Source organism: Streptomyces sp. NPDC032745 (assembly GCF_055579465.1).
This window is the reverse complement of sequence record NZ_JBVING010000004.1, coordinates 16,150-38,300: the sequence shown is the minus strand read 5'-3', so window position 1 is coordinate 38,300 and position 22,151 is coordinate 16,150. Positions and strand designations below refer to the sequence as shown.

Genomic DNA, 22,151 nt, shown 5'->3' with positions numbered 1-22,151 from the left:
AAGGCCGTTCGTCCCTCAAACAGGTAGGAAAGCCGTCTAGCGTCGCCGATGATGCCGAATGAGCTGGAATGGTGTGGGATGAATCACCAGACGTACGCACGGGAAGGCTGAAAGTTGCGGCGAGACGGCCGTAATCGTCACCGTTTCGACGGTCTCGACGGCCGGGTACTTGCGCGATCCGCCGCGCCCGTGTGGACTACGCCCAATGCTGCGCGTACGCGCGCCGCCAGAAGACATTCACCGAACATGAGCAGGAGGCACCCCGTGAGCGCGACCGCGGACCACGCGGAGAGCCTGGCCGCCCGGCTGGGTTTCCAGTCCGAACAGGTGGTCCAGGAGATCGGCTACGACGAGGACGTCGATCAGGAATTCCGTGATGCCGTCGAGAAGCTCGTCAGCGAGCTCGCAGACGAGGACTACGACGACGTCGCCGACGCGGTGTTGCTGTGGTTCCGCGACGAGGACGGCGATCTGACGGACGCCCTGGTCGACGCGACCGAGCTGGTCGAGGAAGGCGCACTGATCCTGCTGCTGACCCCCAAGACGGGCCGTGACGGCTTCGTCGAGGCCAGCGACATCAGCGAGGCCGCCGAGACCGCCGGCCTCTCCCTCGCCAAGGGTCTGCCCGTCGGCAAGGAGTGGACCTCCACCAAGCTGGTGACGCCGAAGGCCGCCAAGTCCAAGCGCTGAGCCGCGCCCCGCAGCCAAGCGGACACGCACCCCGTCGGCCGGATTCCAACCCGGTCGGCGGGGTGCGTGCGTTCCGGGCACCTGATCCCCATAGGCTGGACCCACCCGAACAGCCCAATGCAGGGATGCAGGAACGAAGGGATGCGAGAGATGGCGATCGAGGTCGGCAGCAAGGCCCCGGACTTCGAGCTCAAGGACAACCACGGCGCGACCGTGCGGCTCTCCGACTTCCGGGGGGAGAAGGCCGTGGTGCTGCTCTTCTACCCGTTCGCCTTCACGGGGGTCTGCACCGGCGAGCTGTGCGAGCTGCGCGACCAGCTGCCGCGGTTCCAGAACGAGGACGTCCAGCTCCTCGCGGTCTCCAACGACTCCGTGCCGACCCTGCGGGTCTTCGGCGAGCAGGAGAACCTGGACTACCCGCTGCTGTCGGACTTCTGGCCGCACGGCGAGACCTCCCGCGCGTACGGCGTCTTCGACGAGCAGAAGGGCTGCGCGGTCCGCGGCACCTTCATCATCGACAAGGACGGCATCGTGCGCTGGACGGTCGTCAACGGCCTGCCCGACGCGCGTGACCTGAACGAGTACATCAAGGCCCTCGACAGCCTCTGAGCCCCGTCGGGAACCTCGGGCACTTGGTGCACTTCCAGCGGGTTCCGGCAGCTGTTCACCGGGAAAGACGCCGGCAGGCGGGAACCCGTCACTAGGATCGAAACGTTGATCCCGGTAGAAACCGCACGACGGGGCACCGCCCCACACATGAACCCAATGGAGGACCCGTGGGAGTCAGCCTCAGCAAGGGCGGAAACGTCTCGCTGACCAAGGCCGCGCCGAATCTGACGGCGGTCATCGTCGGTCTGGGCTGGGACGCTCGCACCACCACCGGCGTCGACTTCGACCTCGACGCCAGCGCGATCCTGACCAACGACCAGGGCAAGGTCGCCAACGACTCGAACTTCGTGTTCTTCAACAACCTGAAGAGCCCGGACGGCTCGGTCGAGCACACCGGTGACAACACCACCGGTGAGGGCGAGGGCGACGACGAGGCCATCAAGGTGAACCTGGCCGGCGTCCCGGCCGATGTCGCCAAGATCGTCTTCCCGGTCTCGATCTACGAGGCCGAGAGCCGCCAGCAGAGCTTCGGCCAGGTCCGCAACGCGTACATCCGCGTCGTGAACCAGGCCGACAACTCCGAGCTCGCCCGCTACGACCTCTCCGAGGACGCCTCGACCGAGACCGCCATGGTCTTCGGCGAGCTGTACCGCAACGGTGCGGAGTGGAAGTTCCGCGCCATCGGCCAGGGCTACGCCTCCGGCCTGCGCGGCATCGCCCAGGACTTCGGCGTCAACGTCTGAGCCTGCCAGCAGTCACCCGTCCGGCGCCGTGCACTGTGTGTACGGCGCCGGACGTGGTTTGCAACGATCCACCGGCCGGGATCACCGGCCGGGATTCACCGCCGGCCCGCCATGCGGGCGCGCCGCGATCACCACGTCGTCCGGGGAGGACCACAACATGGGCGTCACACTCGCCAAGGGGGGCAACGTTTCCCTCTCCAAGGCCGCACCGAACCTCACCCGGGTCCTGGTCGGTCTCGGTTGGGACGCGCGCTCGACCACGGGGGCCGATTTCGACCTCGACGCCAGCGCGCTGCTGTGCCGCGACGGCCGGGTCCTGGGGGACGCGTACTTCGTCTTCTACAACAATCTGAAGAGCCCCGAGGGCTCCGTCGAACACACGGGGGACAACCTCACCGGCGAGGGTGAGGGCGACGACGAATCGATCATCATCGACCTGACCAAGGTGCCGGTCGAGGTCGACAAGATCGTCTTCCCGGTCTCGATCCACGAGGCGGAGGCCCGCCGCCAGAGCTTCGGGCAGGTCAGCAACGCCTTCATCCGCGTGGTGAACGAATCGGACGGCCAGGAGCTGGCCCGTTACGACCTCACCGAGGACGCCTCCAGCGAGACCGCGATGATCTTCGGCGAGGTCTACCGGTACGGCGGTGAATGGAAGTTCCGGGCAGTGGGGCAGGGGTACGCGTCGGGGCTCCGGGGCATCGCTCTAGACTTCGGGGTCAACGTTTCGTAAAGCCGTACAAGACGATGGGGTGCCAGTGGTTCTCAAAACCTTCGGCTGGTCGTTCGCAGTCACTGCGCTCGGTCTGGTCGCAGCGGTGTTCTACGGGGGGTGGACCGGATTCGGGATCGTGGCGATCCTGTCCATCCTTGAGATCTCGCTGTCCTTCGACAATGCGGTGGTCAACGCCGGAATCCTGAAGAAGATGAATGCCTTCTGGCAGAAGATCTTCCTCACGGTCGGCGTTCTCATCGCCGTGTTCGGCATGCGCCTGGTCTTCCCCGTCGTGATCGTCGCGGTCACCGCAGGCATCGGCCCCATCGAGGCCGTCGACCTGGCGCTGAACGACAAGGACATGTACCAGCAGCTGGTCACGGACGCCCACCCGGCGATCGCGGCCTTTGGCGGCATGTTCCTGCTGATGATCTTCCTCGATTTCATTTTCGAGGACCGGGACATCAAGTGGCTCGCGTGGCTCGAGCGCCCGCTCGCCAAGCTCGGCAAGATCGACATGCTGTCGGCGTGCATCGCGCTGATCGTCCTGCTCATCACGTCCATGACTTTCGCCGCCCACGCCCACCAGCACGGCGGGGCCCACGTGGACAAGGCGCAGACCGTTCTGGTCTCCGGCATCGCCGGCCTGATCACCTACATGATCGTCGGAGGCCTCTCCGGCTACTTCGAGAACCGCCTCGAAGAAGAGGAAGAGGCCGAGCACGACGCCGAGGAAGCGGCCAAGAAGAGCGGCAAGCCCGTCTCGGCCGTCGCCATGGCCGGCAAGGCCGCCTTCTTCATGTTCCTCTACCTCGAAGTCCTCGACGCCTCCTTCTCCTTCGACGGGGTCATCGGCGCCTTCGCCATCACCAACGACATCGTGCTGATGGCCCTCGGCCTCGGCATCGGTGCCATGTACGTCCGGTCGCTCACGGTCTACCTGGTCCGCCAGGGCACCCTCGACGACTACGTCTACCTGGAGCACGGCGCGCACTACGCCATCGGCGCGCTCGCCGTGATCCTGCTCGTCACCATCCAGTACGAGATCCACGAGGTCATCACCGGCCTCGTCGGCGTGCTGCTCATCGCCTGGTCCTTCTGGTCCTCGGTGCGCCGCAACAAGCGCTTGGAACTGGAGGGTTCCGCCGCCGAGGCATGATCACGGCGGTAATGCGGAACGCTCCATCTGCGGGGCGGCCGGGCTGGTCTGCGGACCTTCCCGGCCGCCCCGTCCGCGTAGGCCGCGCTGTCCGCAAAGCGCTGTCCGCACCGTATGAGGGGGGTAGGGGAAATGGGATTCTTCGACGGGATCAGGGGCAGCCGGGCCCTGCAGTTCGACTCGGGCGGCGCCTCGGCGGCGATCGAGCTGACCAAGAGGCATCCGACGGTGTCGCTCACCAAACAGGGGGCGGTCCACGGCAACCTCCGGGTCAACCTGTCCTGGCGCATGCGCAGCTCGGACATCGGCGGCCGCAGCGGCGGCGAGGGCGGCCGGCTCCTGCGCCACCCGTTCAAGCTGTTCAAGCCCGACATGGTGCAGGCGCACACCCAGGGCATGGTCAACGTCGACCTGGACCTCGGCTGCCTCTACGAGCTGGCCGACGGCACCCGGGGCGTCGTCCAGCCGCTGGGCAACCTGCACGGCGACATCAACAGCCCGCCGTACGTGAAGCTCAGCGGCGACGACCGGTTCGGGGCGCCCTCCGGGGAGACGGTCTTCGTCAACCTCGACCACGCCGACGAGATCAAGCGGCTGCTGGTGTTCGTCTACATCTACGACCAGACCCCGGCCTTCGACCGCACGCACGCCATGGTCACCCTGTACCCGATCACCGGGCCGCGGATCGAGATCCCGCTGGAGGAGCGGCAGCCGCAGGCCCGCTCCTGCGCGGTGCTCACCCTGGAGCACGTCAAGGGCGAGCTGATCGTGCGGCGCGAGGTGAAGTTCGTGTACGGGTTCCAGGCCGAGCTGGACCGGCTGTACGGGTGGGGCCTGCAGTGGGGGCGGGGCTACAAGAGCACCAAGGCCTGACCGGGACCCTGGCCGGGACCCGAACGGGGCCCCGAACGGGGCCCCGGGCGGGGGCCCCGGCGCGGAGCCCGGTCGGGCCCGTCGTCAGCGGCGGATGAACTGCGGGCCCTGCACCGGCAGCCGGAACGTCGGGTCGCCGCCCGGCACCGGCACCGGGGCCGGGGACACCGGCTGCGGGTACCCGTACGCCGGCTGCGCGGCCGGCGGGGCCTGCGTCAGCGGCGCCGGCGGGGTCGGCGGCGCCGGCGGGCGCATCGCGGCCGTCTGCTCGGCGGTCGGCCCGGCAGCAGGGGCGGACCCGGACGAGCCCTCGGCGGCGCTCTCGTCGACGGAGATCCCGTGGTCGGTGGCCAGCCCGACGAGGCCGTTCGAGTAGCCCTCGCCCAGTGCGCGGAACTTCCACCCGTCGCCGCGGCGGTACAGCTCCCCGCAGATCAGGGCCGTCTCGGCGCCGGTCTCGGGCCGTACGTCGAAGTAGGCCAGCGGCTCGGAGCCGCCGGTCGCCGTGGCGTCGTACAGCAGGATCCGCAGGTCCCCGACCCGCTCGAACGGCACGTCCTCGGCCGAGGCCACCACCAGGATCCGGTCCACGACCGGCGGCACCGCACGCAGGTCCGCCTGCACGGCGTCGGTGATCCCGTCGCCGAGCTGCTTCTTGCCGAGCCGCCAGACGGACCCCGAAGGGTGCCGTGGCTGGTTGTAGAACACGAAGTCCTCGTCCGAGCGCACCCGCCCGTCCGGGCCCACGAGCAGTGCCGAGGCATCGACGTCCGGCACCTCGGGGCCGCCGGTCCAGCGCAGCACCGCCCGGACCGCCACGGCGGTCACCGGGATGTTCGAGCCCTTCTGCATCGCGTGCGTCATGCCCGTCATCCTGCCCTCCCGAGGCGGCGCGGAACAACGCGGCCCCCCGCAGGGCCTTGTCCCGGACGAAAGACGTGGGCATGGTGCAAGAGGGTTACCTGAACTTCATGTGCTTGAGGAACTCTTGACTCACATTCGTACGTACTATTACCGGCTATTACCGGCCATGCCAGTTGGGCCGCCGAGGCAGTACGGGGGAAGCACATGCGTCACTTTGGGCACGTATCGCCCACCGTCCGTAAGGACCTCTTCCACCAGGAACCGGCCGAGTTCACCGCCGCCTCGCCCGCACGCATTCTCGCCGCCGCCCTCGGAGCCACCCTCTACAGCCCCGCCACCCGCCCCAACCTCGCCGGGGACGTCCACAAGCAGGCCGGCCGCGGAGTCGTCTCCATGGTCCTCTGCCTGGAGGATTCCATCAGCGACGCCGAGGTCGCGGACGCCGAGGACAACCTCGTCCGGCAGTTCGCCACCCTCGACGCCGACGGCGGGGAGCTCCCGCTCCTCTTCATCCGGGTCCGGACCCCCGAGCAGATACCCGACCTCGTGCACCGCCTCGGCGGCTCCGCACGAAGACTGGCCGGATTCGTACTCCCCAAATTCACCGAGAACCGCGGAACCGCCTTTCTCGACGCCGTGGCCCAGGCGGAGGCGGAGAGCGGACAGCACCCGCTGTACGCGATGCCCGTCCTGGAGACCCCCGACCTCCTCCACCTCGAAACCCGCGTCGAAGCCCTCGCCGGCATATCCCGCACGGTCAACCGGTACCGCGACCGCGTCCTGGCCCTGCGCCTCGGCGTCACCGACTTCTGCTCGGTCTACGGACTGCGCCGCACGCCGGACATGACCGCCTACGACGTCCAGATCGTCGCCGGAGTGATCGCCGACGTGGTGAACGTGCTCAGCCGCGCCGACGGCACCGGCTTCACGGTGACCGGACCCGTCTGGGAGTACTTCCGCAGCCAGCAGCGCCTCTTCAAGCCCCAGCTGCGCCGCAGCCCCTTCCTCCAGGAAGGCGCCGAGGAACTGCGCACCACCCTCATCGAGCACGACCTCGACGGGCTGCTGCGCGAGATCGAACTCGACCGGGCCAACGGACTCCTCGGCAAGACCTGCATCCACCCCGCCCACGTCACGCCCGTCCACGCACTGTCGGTGGTCTCCCACGAGGAGTTCAGCGACGCCCAGGACATCCTGCGCCCCGAGCGCGGCGGCGGCGGAGTCATGCGATCCGCCTACACGAACAAGATGAACGAAGTGAAGCCGCACCGGGCCTGGGCCGAGCGCACCATGCTGCGCGCCGAGGTCTTCGGCGTGGCGAAGGAGGAGGTCGGCTTCGTCGACCTGCTCACGGCCGGGCTCCAGGTGTGAGCCGGCCCCCGCATCCCTCGGAGAGTACGAACGGCTTGAACACGGAGAGAGGCAAGACGATCGACGCGGTGTGGTCGGGAACCTGGGTCGCGGACCGGCTGGGCGTACGCCTGGAGGAGGCCGGCGACCCGGGATCGCCACGGCTGGACGAGCTGCTCGGGCTGGCGCTGCGGCGCAACCCGAAGCGGGCCCACCTGCTGGTCTCGCAGGTGCTGGGCAAGCACGTCCCGCAGTCCCCGGAGGCCGTCTACGCCGCCGGACACGGACTCGGCGAGCGGGTCCGCGCCCTGCTGGGCGACGATGCCGCCTCCGCGGTGGTCCTCGGGTACGCCGAGACCGCGACGGGGCTGGGCCACTGCGTGGCCGACGGCCTTGGCGCGGCCCCCTACCTGCACTCCACCCGCCGCCCCGTGCCGGGCGTGGAGCCCGCGGGCGGGTTCGAGGAGGCCCACTCGCACGCCACCTCGCACCTGTTGCTGCCGCAGGACCCGAAGCTGCTGGCCGGCAGCGGGCCGCTGGTCCTCGTCGACGACGAGTTCTCCACCGGCAACACGGTCCTGAACACCATCCGCGACCTGCACGCCCGCCACCCCCGCGGGCACTACGTGGTCGTCGCCCTCGTCGACATGCGCTCACCGGCCGACCGCGACCGGCTCACCGCCTTCGCAGCCGAGCTGGGCGCGCGGGTCGACCTGGTAGCCCTGGCCTCCGGCACGGTGCACCTCCCCGACGGGGTCCTGGCCAAGGGGCAGGCACTGGTCGAGGAGTACGAGAAGTACGAGGAGCACGAGGAGCAGGGCGCGGGGGCGGGCTCTTCCGGGGCCGCTGCGGCATCGGCCCCGGCCGCCGCTCCGGTCGGGCGGGTCGTGCTGGACTGGCCCGACGGGGTTCCCGACGGCGGCCGCCACGGGTTCACCCCCGAGCACAGCGCCCGGCTCGAAGCGGCCCTGCCCGCGCTGGCCCGGCAGCTCGCCGACGCACTCGGAGCCGAGCCCGGGAAGGTCCTCGTACTCGGCAACGAAGAGCTGATGTACGCGCCGCTGCGCCTCGCGCGGGCCCTGGAGGAGTCGGGTGCCGCGGCCGAGGTCCGGTTCTCGACCACCACCCGCTCGCCCGTGCTCGCCGTCGACGACCCCGGCTACGCCATCCGCACCCGCCTCGTCTTCCCCGCCCACGACGACCCCGCCGACGGGCCCGGCGACCGGTACGCCTACAACGTCGCGGGCGCCGGCTTCGACACCGTCGTCGCCGTCGTCGACACCCGCGGTGACACCGGTGCGCTGCACGCCCCCGACGGGCTCCTCGCCCGCCTGGCCCCGCACACCGGGCGGGTCCTGCTCGCGGTGGTCCCCTCGTACACCCCCGACGTTTCCTCCGACCGGCGGGAGCCGATCATGCCCGAGCCGATCCTGCCCGAGCCCCTGCGCGGACCCGCCTTCTCCTCGTACGCCGCCGAGGACTGCGGCTGGCTGCTCCAGGACCTCTCCGACGTGGCGCTCGAGGCCCCGACCGAGGAGCGCGAGGAGGCCATCCAGGCGGGCGGCGCGCACTACGCCGAGTCGCTGCCCGTCGAGTACCAGCCGTCCCCCCAGTACCAGGAGCTGTACCGGAGCGCGCTGGGGGCGTCCGCCGCCCGCATAGCCCGGGCCGTCGGCACGGTCACCGAAACGGTCCTCGCCGAGCGGTCCCCCTCCCCGGTCCTCGTCTCGCTGGCCCGCGCCGGAACCCCCGTCGGCGTCCTCATGCGCCGCTGGGCCCAGGCCCGGCACGGCCTGGACCTGCCGCACTACGCCGTCTCCATCGTGCGCGGCCGCGGCATCGACCCCAACGCGCTGCGCTGGCTGGCCGCCCACCACGATCCCGCGGACGTCGTCTTCGTGGACGGCTGGACGGGCAAGGGCGCCATCACGCGCGAGCTGTCGGCCGCGCTGGCAGCGCACGGGAAGGAAACAGGGGGCCCGGGCTTCGATCCGGAGATCGTGGTCCTCGCCGACCCCGGCTCCTGCGTGCGCACGTACGGCACCCGTGAGGACTTCCTGATCCCCTCCGCCTGCCTCAATTCCACCGTTTCCGGACTGATCTCGCGTACGGTGCTCAGGTCCGACCTGGTCGGGCCCGCCGACTTCCACGGCGCGAAGTTCTACCGCGAGCTCGCCGGAGCCGATGTCTCCACCGGCTTCATCGACACCGTCGCCGCCCGCTTCGACGAGGTGGCCGAGGCGGTCGACGCCGAGGTCAAGGAGCTGCTCGCCGCCGACCGCACACCCACCTGGGAGGGCTGGGCGGCGGTGGAGCGGATCAGCGAGGAGTACGGCATCCACGACGTGAACCTGGTCAAGCCCGGTGTCGGCGAGACGACGCGGGTGCTGCTGCGGCGCGTGCCGTGGAAGATCCTGGCGCAGCGCGGCGCCGGGGCCGACCTGGACCACGTACGGCTGCTCGCCGAGCAGCGCGGCGTACCGGTGGAAGAGGTCGACGGGCTCCCCTACACGTGTGTAGGACTCATCCACCCCCGCTTCACGCGCGGCGCCACGGGCGCCGACGGAAAGGCTGTGGCCTCCAAGTGACTGTCCTGGTAGCCAGTGATCTCGACCGCACGCTCATCTACTCGGCGGCCGCCCTCGGCCTGACCATGCCCGACCCGGTGGCCCCGCGGCTGCTGTGCGTCGAGGTGCACGAGAGCAAGCCGCTGTCGTTCATGACGGAGACGGCTGCGGCGCTGCTGGCCGAGCTGACCGCCGATCCCGAGGTGGTCTTCGTCCCGACCACGACCCGTACGCGCAAGCAGTACCAGCGCATACGCTTCCCCGGGCGCCCTGCACCGTACGCGATCTGCGCCAACGGCGGGCAGCTGCTGGTCGACGGCGTCCCGGACCGTGACTGGAGGCGCCAGGTGGCGGCGCGGCTGGCCGAGGAGTGCGCCCCGCTGGAGGAGGTGCACGGGCACCTGCTGGCCACGGCGGACCCGGCGTGGCTGCGCAAGGCGCGGGTCGCCGAGGACCTGTTCGCCTACCTGGTCGTCGAACGCGCCCTGGTGCCCGAGGAGTGGGTCAAGGCGCTGACCGAATGGGCCGACGGGCGCGGCTGGACGGTCTCCCTCCAGGGCCGCAAGATCTACGCCGTGCCGCGCCCGCTGACGAAGAGCGCGGCCATGCACGAGGTGGCCCGCCGTACCGGCGCGTCCACGACCCTCGCCGCCGGCGACTCCCTGCTGGACGCGGACCTGCTGCTGGCGGCGGACGCGGCCTGGCGCCCGGGCCACGGCGAGCTGGCCGACGCGGGCTGGACCGCGCCGACGGTCACGCCCCTGGCCACCGCGGGTGTCCTGGCCGGCGAGGAGATCGTGCGCGCTTTCGCCCGTGCGGTCGCCCAGGAGGGTGTCCGGCCGGGCGGCGAAGTCGGCACACTGGGCGCATGACCAAGGGCAACAGCACCAAGATCACCGACGAGCTGTACCGCTACATGCTCGACCACAACCCCCCGCTGGACGAGATCCAGCGGGGGCTGGTGGCGACGACGTACGAGAAGTTCCCGGACGTGGCCGGCATGCAGTCGGCGGAGGAGCAGGGCCCGCTGCTGGCCTTCCTGGTCCGGCTGACGGGCGCCCGGCACATCGTCGAGATCGGCACCTTCACCGGCTTCTCGACCCTGTCGATGGCGCAGGCACTGCCTGCGGACGGCACGCTCGTCGCCTGCGACGTCTCGGAGGAGTGGACCGGGTACGGCCGCGAGGCCTGGAAGGCGGCGGGCGTCGCCGACCGGATCGACCTGCGGATCGCCCCGGCGCTGGACACCCTGCGCGCCATGCCGCAGGAACCGCACATCGACATGGCCTACGTGGACGCGGACAAGGAGAGCCAGATCGCCTACTGGGAGGAGCTCGTTCCGCGGCTGCGCCCGGGCGGGCTGATCGTCACGGACAACACGCTGTACCACGGCACGGTCCTGGACGAGTCCGCCAAGGGCTCGGCGGCGGGGGTGCGCGCCTACAACGACCACGTCGCGGCCGACTCCCGCATGGAGTCGGTCCTGCTGGCGATCTCGGACGGCATCACCCTGTCGCGCAAGCGCAGGTAGCGCCGGTACCGCTGGTAGCGCTGGTAGCGCCGGGTCAGCAGCAGCCGCCCCCGCCGCAGCAGCCCCCGCCGGAGGGCGCGGGGGCGCTGCTGGTCCCGCCCACGGCGACGGCGGACAGCAGCTTGACGGTGTCGGCGTGCCCGGCGGGGCAGTCGGCGGGAGCGGACGACTCGGCCATGGGCCGGCTGACCTCAAAGGTGTCGTCGCAGGTCCGGCAGCGGAATTCGTAACGAGGCATGGCCCAAGGCTACAGAGCGGGACGGCCCCGCCACAGCCTCGGAGTCCCGCGACAGCCTCGGATTCCCGTCACAGCCTCGGAGTCCGGCGACAGCCTCAGATCCCGTGCAGGACGGCGGCGCGTGCCCGGTCCTCCCGTGCGGCCTGCTGGGGGTTGCGGGCGCGCCAGTACGGATTGTCGTGCGGCAGGGCGCTGCCCACCCGCCCGTACATCCCGAACCACATCAGCATCACGCCGACGACGAAGCTGAACAGCACGTTCTGGATCCTGAAGGCCAGGAAGTTCAGGCCGGTGTCCAGCAGGGCCAGGTTCACGAACCCGCTGGCGATGAAGGCGAGGCCCAGCACGATGTTGAGGGTGGAGGCGAAGTTCCCGCCGATCACCATCCCGGCGAAGAGCAGCAGCCCGATGCAGATCGACAGGATGCTCAGCGCGCCGTTGGTGTTCAGCGCGAGCACCGTGGCACCGCCGGTGTCGAAGAACCCGATCTGGTCGATGAGCCCGAGGATCCCGAAGACGACCAGCAGCAGACCCGTCAGGCCCGCGCCCACCCGGTACACCTTGCTGAGCTTGTGGTCGGAGGGCAGGTGCTCGTCGAGCCGGGCATTGACGGGATGCGCGATGCGCCGCACCAGGTAGGGGACGTGCGGTGCGGGGAGCTCGATCGGCGCATGGGACACGTACGGCGCGTAATGCTCATGGGGCTCGTGACACCCGTAGGCCGCATGCGGCGCGGTCACGGGGGGTGCGGTCACGGGGGGTGCGGTCGCGCGCGGTGCGCCGGGCGCACGAGACGTATGCGAAGTGTGGGCAGCCATCACGCCCTCCTAGGCTCTGTGCCAGCCACCTCCAGCATCCGCCCATGCCCACCCCGCGACAAGCGCGGGCCTCAGCCGCTCCCGCGCCTGCCGCGGATATCGGAGACGACCCGCCCCACGTCTCCCCGCACCTGCTCCATCTCCTGAAGGAAATGCCAGTAGTCGGGATGCCGCTCCTCCAGCCCGGCGAGCGCCCGCTCCATCCGGGCCACCGACTCGTCCAGCGGCCGCGCATGCCGAGGATCGGGCACGCTGCGGCCCTCCATCGCCAGCCGCTGCGCATCCCGGATCGCGAACCGGGTCCGCTGAACCTCCGCCTGCGGGTCCCGCGCCACCGCCTCCAGCCGCGACAGCCGGTCCTGCGCGGCCGACACCGCCTCGTCGGTCGCATCCAGCGCACCCCGGACCGACTCGACCAGCGCCCCGACGTCCGCCCAGCGCTGCTCCTCCCGCGCCCGCGCGGCCTCCCCCAGCTGCTCCTCGGCCCGCGCCACGTCGCGTACGGCCTGGTCGGGCACCTGCTGCAGGTCCTGCCAGCACGCGGCACTGAACCGCCGGCGCAGCTCACTGAGGACCGGGTCCACCCGGTCCGCCCGGTTGCGCAGCGCCTGCGCCCGGGTCCGCAGGCTCACCAGGCGCCGGTCGATCTCCGCGGCCCGCTCCGGGAGCCGCGTGACCTCGGCCCGTATCGCCTCCGCGTCACGCAGGATCCGGTCAGCGCGCTGGACGGTCTCCTGCACCCCGTGCCGGGCGGCGCCCTGGTTCAGCAGGGTCAGCTCCGGTCCCAGCGCCGCCAGTCGCGCCGCGAACTCGTCGGCCCGCATCCCCTTGCCGCGTACGTCGTCCAGCGCCGTGCTCGCCGCGAGCAGCGCGGCCCTGGCCCGCTCCCGGGCGGGCGCCACCCGCGCCAGCTGCGTCTCGGCCTTGTCCAGCAGCGGCTGCAGCCCCTGCGCGAACCGGTCCAGCTCACCCTTGACCCGCACGAGCTCGTCCCGTGCCCGCGTCAGCTGCTCCCGCGCCCGCCCGGCGACGGACCCCTCGAGGTCCACCCGGTCAAGGTCGTGCGCGTCGACGGCCTCGATGTACACATGGCTGACCTGGTCGATCCGCTGCCCGAGCGCGGCGAACCCCTCCCCGGCCTGCCGGGCCGCGGGCGACCCGTCGGCGGCCGCGATGGTCTCCATGGAAATCCGCAGATCCCGCTGCGCGGTATCCAGCTCGTAGAACGCGGCCGCGGCGGCATCCTTCGCCGCCTGCGCATCCGCCCGCCGACTCTCGTCCCGCCCGCCGAACCACCGCCGGGATGCCGTCGTCACAATCCCTCTCCCGTACCGCCTCCGCCATGCCCCGGTCCATTCTCTCCCACGGGAACGGGTTTGCGTGGGGGGTGCGCCCGCCATGTAGGCTGTCCACTCATCCACGGGTGTGTAGCTCAGGGGTAGAGCGCTGCTCTTACAAAGCAGATGTCGGCGGTTCGAAACCGTCCACGCCCACCAGCAAGAAGACCCCTCGCCGATCGTGGCGGGGGGTCTTCTGCATCCACAAGTGACATCAACGGGAGCGGTCAGGTACGGCCGGGACGTTGCCGCAACAGCCGGTCCATGTGCCCGATCGCCTCGCGCTGCGTGTCCTGGACGACGTGCGCGTACACGTTCATCGTGACCGCGATCTGAGAGTGCCCGAGGATCTCCATCACGACCCGCGGCGGAACGCCGGCGGCAGTCAACAACGTGGCTGTCCCGTGCCGCGCGTCGTGCAGTCGAATGACCCTCAAACCGGCGTCCTTGGCCACGCGGGTGAAGGACCGGTAGACGTTCCGCGGCTCGATGGGCCGCCCGGTTCGCGTGGTGAACACGTACCCGGTCTCCTGCCAGGTGTCCCCGGCCTTGGCCCGCATCTCGGCCTGCTTCATCCGCTGCCAGCGCAGGGGAGCGACATATCCCGGGCAGGGGGAGGGGCTGTCGGCGGCGGCGCCCCTTGGGGTCGTCCTCATAGGCCTCTCCACGAACACGCTGTCGCTGGCTCCGAAGTCGGATCTCCCTTTCTCCAAGTTCACGTTCTCCCAACGGAGCCCGACGAGTTCACCGCGTCGCTGGCCGAGGGCGATGGCGAGTACGAAGGCGGGATACAGCAGGTCCTGGCGGGCGGCGGCGAGGAAGTCGAGGGTCTCGTCCAGCTCCCACGGCGACATCTCGCGGGACTGGACCTTGGGACGCCAGAGCGGATCTCACGCTAGACGACGTTGTGGAGGTCAAAGGAGTGCCGTAGCCGCTCCGAGGAGGCGGAGAAGCCGAACGCGTCCTGACCGGGCCGGAGTTTCAACCGCAGCACCAGGCCGGTCGAGGTGGGCCGCAGCCGCAGGATGCGCGGCGCGTGTGCGGCAACCGTCACTGGCATGCGTGGCCGGGAGCGCTGCCGACTGCGGCGGGGACGGGGTACCCAAAGGCGGCCAGCGCCGAGGAAGGGGTGGCTTCTTGCACACGGTCGGCCATCCACCAGAGACCAGTTGGGCAGGGCGTCGTACACCCGGCATCGCGGATGACGGGTGCGCAGGCAACCGCACCACCGGAAACGGGCGGGGAGCAGCTGCTACCGCGATGTGGCGTCGGCCGGCGTGGACGCTCCGCGTCGACTCTGGCCGATGAGCGCGTCGCGTCAAGACCTGACCGAGTTGCCAGCCAGGACAGAGCACCGACCAAAGCCGTTTGAACGACCTCCGGCCGTGTTCGGGCTGCCTGCCAGTACGCCATCTCAACCCTAGGTCGGGATTCCGCACCTCTAGAGATTCAGCCTTCCTGCAGGTGGCAGGCATGATCCGGGACAACCACCGCTTACGACACCGAACGCGGCGACGAATTTCCTGGGTGACTCAGCACACACGCCGTCTGCGTTTTAAGTGACTGAAGCCCCCAAAGTGGCACGCAGTTCCTACCCCTGGCGAAGGAAGATCCCAGGTCGGATGAATGATCGTCAATGCCCGCACAGTGCACGGAAGTTGCATGGCACTGCGTGCCCCAGTCGTCGACTGTGGTGGCCGAACCATGGTGTCGCGCGGCACCGGTAATCTAAGTCGCCAACCGCTCCCCGGGGCCGAGTACGGTCGTGGGTTTCCCCGCGGGGTCCGCGAAAGTCGTGGGTCCAGAAAGGGGGCGGCCCGATGGCGCCACAGTCAGAGGGGCACCACAGCAGTAAGGCGGACAGGGCTTACAACCGCGTCCGCTGGCTCGGACCGATCTACACGGTCTACAAGATCGTGAAGGAGTTCCTGAGCCAGTAAGGGAAAGCCCCGACCTGACGGCCGGGGCCCCTCACTGCAATGTGATGTTTGCCGAGGGCCTCATCTCCGCTGCTGCCAGGCGACGGGAGGTGGGGCCTTCACCCTTCCCGGAACAGCGGCTTTCTCACGCAAGCAGAGCAGCGGGAAGTGTGACGTAGGTCACCAATACTTCAGTCGGCGATCCCATCTTGCCTTGCGTGCGAGGTCGATAGCGACACCGACAGGGATGTCGATCACCCGGGCAGACGCATTACGCGTGAAGGCGGATCAACAAACGGCCTGCTCAGCGAGCTCGCGCCCATGTGAATGTGATGCTTGTCACATCGAATCGGTGATGCGGTGCACACCTCTTCGAAGTCAAATGGTGTCGATTTGCGTATATCAGAATATGGACATGCTTCAGGTAGGCCGCGGGCGGCGCAGAGTACACCCATCCACTGACAAAGGCCTGCTGCCGCTGCGGCGCGCAAGCCATGGGTCAGGCAGGGCGGGGAACAGCAGTCAACGGCCCGCGCCAGTGGGGCCCCAGGGTTCTCTCTTGTGCCCCGTTTTTGCTGGTTGTGAGCCAGATTGAGGCGTGCAGATGGCGGGCGGTCGAGCCCCGAGGAGTTCCAGTAGATGAATGCGTTCCTTCGGATCAAACTCGGCGTCCCCCCGGCCACCGTCCTCGCGGAACCGAGGGCTACGAACACCGGTGAGAACATCCACTTCACCTGGGCGCTCCTGGAGGAGAAGGGCGTCGAGGCCGGGTCCGTCCTCCTGGTCAGCAAGCCGTACGAGGAACGCCGGGCATACGCTACGGCCCGGAAGCTCTGATCCGAGGTTGAGATGGGCAGCGCCCTCAACCTCAATGACGTGCCGTCAGTACGTTGACCCCATCGTCCGCGGCACCCGCCCCGCTATCGGGTACCAGCAGCATCTCCACGTACAGGACCGATTCAGGACGGTGGCGCCCATGCCGTCCATCCCTTCGCTGAGCTCAGCCGAGTAGAACGCGCCCCAGGCTCGTGTGCGTGAGAGGCGAGTGGGGCTTCTGACTTGCAGCTCGCCGTAGAGTGTTCCCGCAGGTGGGTGCCGTCTATCTCGATGACGGCGAGTGCCCTCCGGAGCCGCGTGCACGGCGGCGAGGTGTCTGACGGCAACAGCAGCGGACGCGAGCGGATCTGTGCTGACCCTGGGAGTGCGTGCTCCTTGGGGCGAGTGGTCATCCCCCTGGTCGTGCGCCCTGCTGGGCTAGCTATCCCAAACAAGGCTTTATGGTCGCCATCCCGGTGCCTGACGATGTGTTGGCCGATATGGGCGTCTATGCGCCGACGGTTTCACCAGCCGTCTTCCGTGGTCTCGGTTGCATGGCCCAACAATCATGTCTCCCTTCATGGGCGCTTCCGCTGCCAAGGCGGCGTCGCGCGCCGACCGCCCGGGTACCTGGAGTCTTGGACCAAGAGCCGTGCCGGCGTGACCCTATCTCACATCAAGCCGATTGACACCGACCAAGCCGGGATAGAAGCGATGAACATTCGCATCCTTAGCGGATTCTGTATAGGTGTTGATCAGCGACCGAGACATTAGATTGCGAGTCTCTTTCTGTGCCGCTGCAGGGAATGGTAGTTCAGCCTCCGTGTAGTAGCGATATTTCGCATACCAATCATCCCAGGCCGAGAATGAGTCAACTTTCGAATCGCTGTAAATCCAGGGCCTGCAGACATCGTTGAGCCCCCAGCTGAATTCTCGATAATCGGTATCTTCGCCCAGAGCAAGGCTCTGGCCGACGAAACCGGCGCGCCCCCCTGTGATCGCGAACCATGCCTGCGTCGAGACCGGCAACTCCCTATTGATAGGAATTACATCCGACATCGGTGTCTTGTTGAGCGTAAGCTGGAACTCTTTATACTCCCCGATCATCTCCTTTCCGCCGCGAAAGGAGAATTTCGGGTTGAAATTTACATGGCAGCTCGTGACTGAATAGGTGACGGTCCCGCCCGCGCGATCAGAAATGACCTCAACCCAATACTCTCGACGAGGTCGGAAGATATTCCTGGTATACTCGCCATTCGGAAGGTCGCCGCTCCAGCCGGTACCCATGGGGATTCTAAAGGCGGGCACGCCTAGCTCTTTTTTGAATTTTTCAAGCGAGTATCCCGCGCGGAGTTCTCTCAGCTTCTTGTACTCTGTGGGCCGCCAGTCGGATCGAGAATCCCGATATGTGATTAGCGCCGTGGCCAGTGCGCTGACAGAAGTGACCATGTTGGACAATAGGAAAACAGTCACCAGAAGTACATTGCGCCGCGCAAATTGCGAAACTCGCTCTCCGGCGCTCAGATCGCTACGGCTGCTCGAATCTTCAGCTGGTGAATCCAACTTCCCCGCCTCCTTCCCGAAACGACGGTACGGACATCAGTCCTTTCCTGCATCTGTGAAGCATCCGCATGGGTGTCGTGACAGCGTGTAGCTCACACCACTGACACCACCCTCGGGGCCTGCCAGGAGTGTGCCGACGGCCCGAGGAAGGCGTGACAATAAACAGCGCCGGCGAGGCTGACCCTTCCGAGGCAGGAGCTGATCTCGTGGTGCTCGGCATGCAGTCAGTGGCCGATGGCCGATGCGCTGACTGCTCTCAACGCCTGATCGCGATCCACTGCTTATGGGGGAGCCTGAAGCCGCCCATCCCTGCAAAATAGCCCCTTGGACGGATGTCGATCGGCTGGGTAGGTGAAACAGTAGGGCGTGGGGCTAAGGCGGGATGCGATCGGGGCACTGTTTAGGTATGGAGGAAGCTCCGAAGCCACCGAAAAAGTCGCTATGGGCGTCAGTCGCACCGCATTACCGTGTTGTCGCCGCAATTTCGGCGGCGTTGTCTTTCGCGTTCATGGCATGCATGTATGACGAGTTCTATCGCGAGTTCGGCATCAGCTCGACGGATGTAGGGATGTCGCGGGCAGACGTCCTAGTCCGCTCGTGGGGAACCATCATCGTGCTAACTGCATTGGTGCTTACCACTGTGCTTTTCACGTGGCTGGCACTTGGGTTGCTTCGCAAACTGATTCGGATATTTTCCTCAAGGCGAGCTGAGCAGCAATTCACCCCGTTCAACTGGGCGGGGGAGGTGGTGTATGGGCTAGCCATCTTCCTAGCGCTTTTTCTGGCCGGGCATGAGGGAAATGTAATCGTGAGCGATGAAGGGAGAATGGGTGCGGAGGGTAAGGCGGTAGCGCCGATCCGCCTCACCGGTTTGATGCTTTTTGATGTTCGAGCTCAGCCTGTCAGTGAAATCATTTCAGTGACCGATGCATCAGTATCGATCTCCGCCAGCGGTCTCACTTATCTGGGTAATAACGATCGCTCGTTCGTGCTTTATTGCGTAGAAGATCGGAGGCTTCTTAAAATCTCCATGGAGCGCTTCATCCTGCGCACGTCGCCAGAACGAGACGCGGTGATGAATATTAGCAAATGGATAATGCCGACCTCTCTGGACCATGTCCATCGCAACAGATCAGGGCTCTGCGCGATGCCTGACGGCAGTCGTTGACGGCAACGGCAACGGACGTGAGTAGATTGGTACTGACCGTAGGGGTGCCTCTTTCAAAGGAATAGGTCGCCGCTCCCAGGCCCCGCTCGCGGCTGGGCGAGCGTACAAAGCAGATGTCGGCGGTTCGAAACCGTCCACGCCCACCGGTGGGAAGACCCCCGGCCGATCATGGCCGGGGGTCTTTTGCGTCCCTCGTCGAGGTCGTGCGAGCCGGTGGTTCAGGGGGTGTCAAGTCCCGATATCCAGGGGCATGACCGCGATGTGCTTGCCGGGGCTCAATGGAGGCACAGGTTCACGCAGCCCGACAGGGGCGCATCCGACCATCCTCGCTAGGAGCATTCCCATGACCCGCAACCGAACCCGGCGTCTTGTTCTGCTGGCCGCGTCGGCCGGCCTGGCCGTCGGAGGTGTCTCGCTGTCCTCCGCCGCTTTCACGGCCTCGGCCGCGCCGTGCCCCGGGAACGCGATGGCGATGGCGGCCCCCCTCCTGGATGGCGATCCCAACGCTCCTGATGCAGACGGCATTTACCACTTCACGGTCCATGGGGCACCCGGCGGTCCCGACTACAGTGACCCGGGCCGAGGCGGAGACGGCGTTTTCCCGGGCATGCCTGACCTGGATGGCATCTATCGTCTCAAAATTCATGGGGCGCCTGGTGGTCCCGGCTCCATTGACGGGTCCGGCAATGTCGGGTGACGGCAGCGTGACCGCACAGCGGCCGAATGCTTCAGCCACAGTCCGGCGAACCCCGCGGGGTTTGGGGGCTGTTGGGTGGGGGAGGGGGCGGGGATGGGGGAGTGGCTGGCAGTGGGTGGGGCGGCGGTTCTGTTGGTCGCCGTGGTGTTGGTCGGGTGGGGGCGGGAGATCCGCAGTTTTGAGCGGCGGCGGGATGATGAGCGGGCTCGGTTGCTGGCGCGGGTGGCGGAGCCTGCGGCGGTCGCCGGGGATCCTAAGTACGCCGATGTCGGGGGGATACCGGCCGGACGGGAGGGGCACGGGGACGCCGAGTTCACCTCCGTGCTCGTGGAGTACTACGCGTACGGGCTGACGCAGGCGCGCAGCAGCTTCGCCACCAGCCAGCGGTTCGCCGGGGCCGGCGCCGCCATACTGCTGCTCGGGGTGGCGCTGGCCGTGTGGAAGGCCGAGAGCAGCGGGGATCTCTACCTCGGCGTGGTCATGAGCTCGGTGGGCGTCGTCGTCACGCTCGTCGGGCAGCTGTTCCACCGGCGGGCCGACATCGCGCTCAGGCACATGGCCGATCAGACCGCCTCCCTGCGCGAGGACCGGCGGGCCGCCGCCGCCATGCAACAGGCCGTCGAGCTGCTCGACGAGGTCACGGATCCCGTTCTGCGGGCGCGGCTGCAAGCCGGTTTGATCATGAAACTGTCCGGGGCCGAGCTGCCGCAGTAGCGCGATAGTGGGGGTATGTGCCGTTCCATTAAGACCCTGCGCCCGCCCGCCATCCCCGAGAAGGCCACCGAGGAGGAGATCCGCGCCGCCGCGCTGCAGTACGTACGGAAGGTGTCCGGGTTCCGGGCGCCCGCCGCGCACAATCAGGAGGTCTTCGAGGCCGCCGTGGAGGCGATCGCCGAGGCCACGCGGGACCTGCTGGACGGGCTGCAGGTCAGAGCCGGGGTGGCGGCCGCCACCACCGTCACCGCCTAGGTCCGCCCCGCCCCCGCTGGGACCCGTTCTCGTCGTGTGCCGGTGGTCAGGACATGCGGGAGCGGCGGCGCAGTACCCAGACGCCGGTGCCCAGCGCGCCTGCGGCCATCGCGGCGCCCAGGGCGATCTGACCGGGGCTCATCGCGCCGATGCTGCCGCCCAGCCCGCCGCGGGCCGCGCCCGTGGTGACCTGGAGGGAGACGGTGACGCGCTGCCCGCCGGCGCCGCCGCACTCGAAGGTGACGGAGTGCGCGCCGGCGTTGGCGTTGCTGAAGACGGTGGCGTTGCCGAAGAGGTTGGTGGCCTCGAGGTTGCCCGGCGTCAGCCGTACGTCGCCGAAGGCGCTGGACGAGGCAAGTCCGGTCTTGGTCCCGCAGCCGCTGACGTTCAGGCTGACCCGGCCGCCGGGGGCGACGGCGGTGGGGGAGACGCCGGCGGAGGGGGAGGCGGCGTGGACGACCGTGAGGGGAGTGGCCGCGGCGAGGACGAGGGTCGCAGCCGCGGCCCTCGCAAGGAGGCGGTGGTTCGGCAGCTGGGCGAGCGGCTTGGCGGGCATGGAGAGAACTCCTCGGGCTCCTCGAAACGGCACGGCCAGGCCACGGATGTGACGCGGATTCGGATGCGCACCGTGCTGTGGACGCTAGGAGCCCGGGACCAGGTCGGCGATCGGGGCCGGGTGAACGGGTGAGCCGCTGCTCCGCCCGGGGGAATCGGTACGGGAGGGCTGCGGGCTACGCCGGTGCCGGGGCGGGGCGGCGGACGACGAACGCCGCCAGGGCCCCCGCGGCGAAGAGGGCGATCACGGAGACCGCCGTGCCGAGCCAGGCGGCGCCGAGCCACTGGGTGCCGAAGTAGCCGAGGGCCACGCTGTACCCGGCCCAGGCCATGCCGGCCAGCACCGACCAGGGCAGGAACTCCATGACCTTGCGGTGGGTCTTGCCCGCGCCCAGGGACACAACCGAGCGGCCGGCCGGCGCGAAGCGGGCGATCACCACCAGGGCGCCGCCGCCGCGGGCCAGGGCCGCGCCCAGGCGTTCCTGGGCCCGGGTCAGGCGCCGGGACCGGGCGATGGCGCGGTCCAGCCGGGCCCCGCCGCGCCGGGCCAGCCGGAACGCGGCCATGTCACCCAGTACGGACGAGGTCGTGGCGATCACCAGCAGCGCCATGATGTCCGGCACCTGCGCCGGAACCGGCACCGGCCCGGCCGCCCCTGCGGCTGCTGCAGCCGCCGCAGCGGTGATCACCAGAACCCCGCTCGGCAGCACCGGCAGGAAGACGTCGAGCACGACGGACAGCGCCACCACGGCGTAGATCCATGGGCTCGTGGTCAGCGACCCCAGAGTCTCAAACAAAGCGGGACTCCCCAGTCCGATTGACGTGCTTCGGCGTGAAGCGCCGCGACGTCGCGGGGGAGCGGCAGGGGCGGCTTGACAGCCATACAGCGTACGCCTGGCGTTGGTGCGCCGTACGTCCGGGGGCTTCCCGGGGCCACAGTGTGTCAGCCCCGTCTGTCCGCCCCGGTCTG

The 22,151-nt window shown here is 68.6% G+C and carries 22 protein-coding genes, 1 tRNA gene and 2 pseudogenes; 16 read left to right on the top strand and 9 right to left on the bottom strand.

Features of this window, described 5'->3' with window-relative positions; all coding sequences use genetic code 11:
• Positions 1 to 264: 264 nt before the first annotated feature.
• The 6 genes from ACZ5WG_RS11435 to ACZ5WG_RS11410 all read left to right on the top strand — a co-directional run bounded on the left by ACZ5WG_RS11435 (position 265) and on the right by ACZ5WG_RS11410 (position 4,789).
• Positions 265 to 690 (top strand): DUF3052 domain-containing protein, encoded by a 426-nt coding sequence (locus ACZ5WG_RS11435; protein ID WP_383515902.1) that lies wholly within the window; start codon positions 265 to 267, stop codon positions 688 to 690.
• 150 nt (positions 691 to 840) lie between these two features.
• Entirely contained in the window at positions 841 to 1,299 is a 459-nt protein-coding gene (locus tag ACZ5WG_RS11430) for a peroxiredoxin (RefSeq protein WP_266633570.1), read from the top strand.
• Between the two features lie 167 nt (positions 1,300 to 1,466).
• Entirely contained in the window at positions 1,467 to 2,042 is a 576-nt protein-coding gene (locus tag ACZ5WG_RS11425) for a TerD family protein (protein ID WP_030160471.1), read from the top strand.
• A gap of 157 nt (positions 2,043 to 2,199) precedes the next feature.
• Positions 2,200 to 2,775: a TerD family protein gene (locus ACZ5WG_RS11420; protein WP_053688414.1), complete on the top strand. Its 576-nt coding sequence runs from the start codon at positions 2,200 to 2,202 to the stop codon at positions 2,773 to 2,775.
• Between the two features lie 25 nt (positions 2,776 to 2,800).
• The gene (locus ACZ5WG_RS11415; protein WP_468722354.1) at positions 2,801 to 3,916 is read left to right on the top strand and encodes a DUF475 domain-containing protein; all 1,116 of its coding nucleotides are present in this window, start codon (positions 2,801 to 2,803) and stop codon (positions 3,914 to 3,916) included.
• 132 nt (positions 3,917 to 4,048) lie between these two features.
• On the top strand, positions 4,049 to 4,789 hold the full coding sequence (locus tag ACZ5WG_RS11410; RefSeq protein WP_468722353.1) for a TerD family protein: 741 nt from the start codon (positions 4,049 to 4,051) through the stop codon (positions 4,787 to 4,789).
• 84 nt (positions 4,790 to 4,873) lie between these two features.
• On the opposite strand, the gene ACZ5WG_RS11405 is transcribed toward ACZ5WG_RS11410, so the two are convergent.
• Positions 4,874 to 5,653: a TerD family protein gene (locus ACZ5WG_RS11405; protein ID WP_468722351.1), complete on the bottom strand. Its 780-nt coding sequence runs from the start codon at positions 5,651 to 5,653 to the stop codon at positions 4,874 to 4,876.
• Positions 5,654 to 5,857: 204 nt separating this feature from the next.
• Here ACZ5WG_RS11405 and ACZ5WG_RS11400 point away from each other — a divergent pair, with 204 nt between their 5' ends.
• The 4 genes from ACZ5WG_RS11400 to ACZ5WG_RS11385 are packed head-to-tail and all read left to right on the top strand — an operon-like array spanning position 5,858 to position 11,101.
• On the top strand, positions 5,858 to 7,024 hold the full coding sequence (locus ACZ5WG_RS11400; protein ID WP_468722349.1) for an HpcH/HpaI aldolase/citrate lyase family protein: 1,167 nt from the start codon (positions 5,858 to 5,860) through the stop codon (positions 7,022 to 7,024).
• A gap of 35 nt (positions 7,025 to 7,059) precedes the next feature.
• The gene (locus ACZ5WG_RS11395) at positions 7,060 to 9,591 is read left to right on the top strand and encodes a phosphoribosyltransferase (protein WP_468722347.1); all 2,532 of its coding nucleotides are present in this window, start codon (positions 7,060 to 7,062) and stop codon (positions 9,589 to 9,591) included.
• The gene (locus ACZ5WG_RS11390; RefSeq protein ID WP_468722345.1) at positions 9,588 to 10,442 is read left to right on the top strand and encodes an HAD family hydrolase; all 855 of its coding nucleotides are present in this window, start codon (positions 9,588 to 9,590) and stop codon (positions 10,440 to 10,442) included. Before ACZ5WG_RS11395 ends, ACZ5WG_RS11390 begins: the two co-directional genes overlap by 4 nt.
• Positions 10,439 to 11,101, top strand: a complete 663-nt coding sequence (locus ACZ5WG_RS11385) for an O-methyltransferase (RefSeq protein ID WP_468722344.1) — start codon at positions 10,439 to 10,441, stop codon at positions 11,099 to 11,101. Before ACZ5WG_RS11390 ends, ACZ5WG_RS11385 begins: the two co-directional genes overlap by 4 nt.
• 34 nt (positions 11,102 to 11,135) lie before the next feature.
• Here ACZ5WG_RS11385 and ACZ5WG_RS11380 read toward each other — a convergent pair whose 3' ends face one another.
• From ACZ5WG_RS11380 to ACZ5WG_RS11370, 3 genes are all read right to left on the bottom strand, one after another.
• Positions 11,136 to 11,339, bottom strand: coding sequence for an FmdB family zinc ribbon protein (locus ACZ5WG_RS11380; protein ID WP_266629577.1), 204 nt, complete (start codon positions 11,337 to 11,339; stop codon positions 11,136 to 11,138).
• 95 nt (positions 11,340 to 11,434) lie between these two features.
• Positions 11,435 to 12,157, bottom strand: a complete 723-nt coding sequence (locus tag ACZ5WG_RS11375; protein ID WP_468722343.1) for a DUF4383 domain-containing protein — start codon at positions 12,155 to 12,157, stop codon at positions 11,435 to 11,437.
• Positions 12,158 to 12,228: 71 nt separating this feature from the next.
• The gene (locus tag ACZ5WG_RS11370) at positions 12,229 to 13,473 is read right to left on the bottom strand and encodes a hypothetical protein (RefSeq protein ID WP_468722342.1); all 1,245 of its coding nucleotides are present in this window, start codon (positions 13,471 to 13,473) and stop codon (positions 12,229 to 12,231) included.
• Positions 13,474 to 13,578: 105 nt separating this feature from the next.
• On the opposite strand from ACZ5WG_RS11370, the gene ACZ5WG_RS11365 reads away from it, so the two are divergent.
• Positions 13,579 to 13,653 (top strand) — tRNA-Val (locus ACZ5WG_RS11365).
• Positions 13,654 to 13,721: 68 nt separating this feature from the next.
• Here ACZ5WG_RS11365 and ACZ5WG_RS11360 read toward each other — a convergent pair.
• Together ACZ5WG_RS11360 and ACZ5WG_RS11355 are read right to left on the bottom strand one after the other, a co-directional pair.
• A pseudogene (locus ACZ5WG_RS11360) lies at positions 13,722 to 14,366 on the bottom strand (tyrosine-type recombinase/integrase); the annotation flags it as partial.
• A 23-nt stretch (positions 14,367 to 14,389) separates the two neighbouring features.
• Complete coding sequence (locus ACZ5WG_RS11355; protein ID WP_468722340.1) at positions 14,390 to 14,554, bottom strand: hypothetical protein; 165 nt, start codon at positions 14,552 to 14,554, stop codon at positions 14,390 to 14,392.
• 1,516 nt (positions 14,555 to 16,070) lie between these two features.
• On the opposite strand from ACZ5WG_RS11355, the pseudogene ACZ5WG_RS11350 reads away from it, so the two are divergent.
• Positions 16,071 to 16,247, top strand: a pseudogene (locus tag ACZ5WG_RS11350) (YdcF family protein); the annotation flags it as partial.
• 648 nt (positions 16,248 to 16,895) lie between these two features.
• Here ACZ5WG_RS11350 and ACZ5WG_RS11345 read toward each other — a convergent pair.
• The gene (locus ACZ5WG_RS11345) at positions 16,896 to 17,792 is read right to left on the bottom strand and encodes a hypothetical protein (protein ID WP_468722339.1); all 897 of its coding nucleotides are present in this window, start codon (positions 17,790 to 17,792) and stop codon (positions 16,896 to 16,898) included.
• 406 nt (positions 17,793 to 18,198) lie between these two features.
• Here ACZ5WG_RS11345 and ACZ5WG_RS11340 point away from each other — a divergent pair, with 406 nt between their 5' ends.
• The 4 genes from ACZ5WG_RS11340 to ACZ5WG_RS11325 all read left to right on the top strand — a co-directional run bounded on the left by ACZ5WG_RS11340 (position 18,199) and on the right by ACZ5WG_RS11325 (position 20,626).
• On the top strand, positions 18,199 to 18,960 hold the full coding sequence (locus ACZ5WG_RS11340; protein WP_468722337.1) for a hypothetical protein: 762 nt from the start codon (positions 18,199 to 18,201) through the stop codon (positions 18,958 to 18,960).
• Between the two features lie 343 nt (positions 18,961 to 19,303).
• On the top strand, positions 19,304 to 19,657 hold the full coding sequence (locus tag ACZ5WG_RS11335) for a hypothetical protein (RefSeq protein ID WP_468722336.1): 354 nt from the start codon (positions 19,304 to 19,306) through the stop codon (positions 19,655 to 19,657).
• Positions 19,658 to 19,879: 222 nt separating this feature from the next.
• On the top strand, positions 19,880 to 20,371 hold the full coding sequence (locus ACZ5WG_RS11330; protein WP_468722335.1) for a TRADD-N-associated membrane domain-containing protein: 492 nt from the start codon (positions 19,880 to 19,882) through the stop codon (positions 20,369 to 20,371).
• A gap of 15 nt (positions 20,372 to 20,386) precedes the next feature.
• A complete protein-coding gene (locus ACZ5WG_RS11325) occupies positions 20,387 to 20,626 on the top strand; it encodes a DUF2277 domain-containing protein (protein ID WP_468722333.1) in 240 nt (79 codons plus the stop codon).
• 46 nt (positions 20,627 to 20,672) lie between these two features.
• Here the strand turns inward: ACZ5WG_RS11325 and ACZ5WG_RS11320 are convergent, their stop codons facing one another.
• Together ACZ5WG_RS11320 and ACZ5WG_RS11315 are read right to left on the bottom strand one after the other, a co-directional pair.
• Positions 20,673 to 21,182 carry a hypothetical protein gene (locus tag ACZ5WG_RS11320; RefSeq protein WP_468722332.1) on the bottom strand — a complete coding sequence of 170 codons (510 nt, stop codon included), beginning with the start codon at positions 21,180 to 21,182 and terminating at the stop codon, positions 20,673 to 20,675.
• A gap of 175 nt (positions 21,183 to 21,357) precedes the next feature.
• The gene (locus ACZ5WG_RS11315; protein ID WP_468722330.1) at positions 21,358 to 21,978 is read right to left on the bottom strand and encodes a DedA family protein; all 621 of its coding nucleotides are present in this window, start codon (positions 21,976 to 21,978) and stop codon (positions 21,358 to 21,360) included.
• Positions 21,979 to 22,151: the final 173 nt, after the last annotated feature.

Excerpts from the sequence above, each read along its gene's own strand:
- ACZ5WG_RS11430 (WP_266633570.1), top strand. The coding sequence starts at position 841 with ATGGCGATCGAGGTCGGCAGCAAGGCCCCGGACTTCGAGCTCAAGGAC.
- ACZ5WG_RS11420 (WP_053688414.1), top strand. The coding sequence starts at position 2,200 with ATGGGCGTCACACTCGCCAAGGGGGGCAACGTTTCCCTCTCCAAGGCC.
- ACZ5WG_RS11410 (WP_468722353.1), top strand. The coding sequence starts at position 4,049 with ATGGGATTCTTCGACGGGATCAGGGGCAGCCGGGCCCTGCAGTTCGAC.
- ACZ5WG_RS11405 (WP_468722351.1), bottom strand. The coding sequence starts at position 5,653 with ATGACGCACGCGATGCAGAAGGGCTCGAACATCCCGGTGACCGCCGTG.
- ACZ5WG_RS11400 (WP_468722349.1), top strand. The coding sequence starts at position 5,858 with ATGCGTCACTTTGGGCACGTATCGCCCACCGTCCGTAAGGACCTCTTC.
- ACZ5WG_RS11385 (WP_468722344.1), top strand. The coding sequence starts at position 10,439 with ATGACCAAGGGCAACAGCACCAAGATCACCGACGAGCTGTACCGCTAC.
- ACZ5WG_RS11380 (WP_266629577.1), bottom strand. The coding sequence starts at position 11,339 with ATGCCTCGTTACGAATTCCGCTGCCGGACCTGCGACGACACCTTTGAG.
- ACZ5WG_RS11375 (WP_468722343.1), bottom strand. The coding sequence starts at position 12,157 with ATGGCTGCCCACACTTCGCATACGTCTCGTGCGCCCGGCGCACCGCGC.
- ACZ5WG_RS11355 (WP_468722340.1), bottom strand. The coding sequence starts at position 14,554 with ATGCCAGTGACGGTTGCCGCACACGCGCCGCGCATCCTGCGGCTGCGG.
- ACZ5WG_RS11340 (WP_468722337.1), top strand. The coding sequence starts at position 18,199 with ATGGAGGAAGCTCCGAAGCCACCGAAAAAGTCGCTATGGGCGTCAGTC.
- ACZ5WG_RS11335 (WP_468722336.1), top strand. The coding sequence starts at position 19,304 with ATGACCCGCAACCGAACCCGGCGTCTTGTTCTGCTGGCCGCGTCGGCC.
- ACZ5WG_RS11325 (WP_468722333.1), top strand. The coding sequence starts at position 20,387 with ATGTGCCGTTCCATTAAGACCCTGCGCCCGCCCGCCATCCCCGAGAAG.
- ACZ5WG_RS11320 (WP_468722332.1), bottom strand. The coding sequence starts at position 21,182 with ATGCCCGCCAAGCCGCTCGCCCAGCTGCCGAACCACCGCCTCCTTGCG.